The sequence below is a fragment of the Fibrella aquatilis genome (genome assembly GCF_017353255.1).
In the GTDB taxonomy this organism is placed as follows: domain Bacteria; phylum Bacteroidota; class Bacteroidia; order Cytophagales; family Spirosomataceae; genus Fibrella; species Fibrella aquatilis.
In genome coordinates this window covers 1-425 of the sequence record NZ_JAFMYU010000060.1, presented here as the reverse complement: position 1 = coordinate 425, position 425 = coordinate 1, and the positions used below count along the sequence as shown (strand labels likewise).

1 protein-coding gene is annotated in these 425 nt (G+C 66.8%); it reads left to right on the top strand.

Annotated elements, in window-relative coordinates:
- The coding region (locus J2I48_RS28130) for a phosphopantetheine-binding protein (RefSeq protein ID WP_207338866.1) at positions 1 to 425 on the top strand (425 nt) is incomplete at both ends.

Genomic DNA, 425 nt, shown 5'->3' with positions numbered 1-425 from the left:
GGAGGGGGGGCGGTGGGGCGGGAGTCAGACTTTTTCCGGTCTGGTGGCGACTCGATCAAGGCCATCCAGATTGCCTCGCGGCTCTACCAGCAGGGCTACCGGCTAGATATCAAAACCATCTTTCAGTACCCCGTACTGCATGAGCAGGCCCAACAGCTGACTCCGTTGGGGCAGCTCTTACCACAGGCGCTGGTGACGGGCCACTTGCCGCTGACGCCCATCCAGCAGGCCTACTTTGCCCTGCCTGACCGCCCCCCGCAGGTCTTCAATCAGCTTCTGTTGATGGAGGCCAGCCACGGGCTGGACGCGGCCGGTGCCCAGGCCCTGGCCACTAGCCTGCTGGCCCACCACGACGGGCTTCGGCTGTGCTTTCCCCCCAGCGCCACGGCGGGGGCGGTGGGCTATGTGGCGGCTGTGGCGGGGGG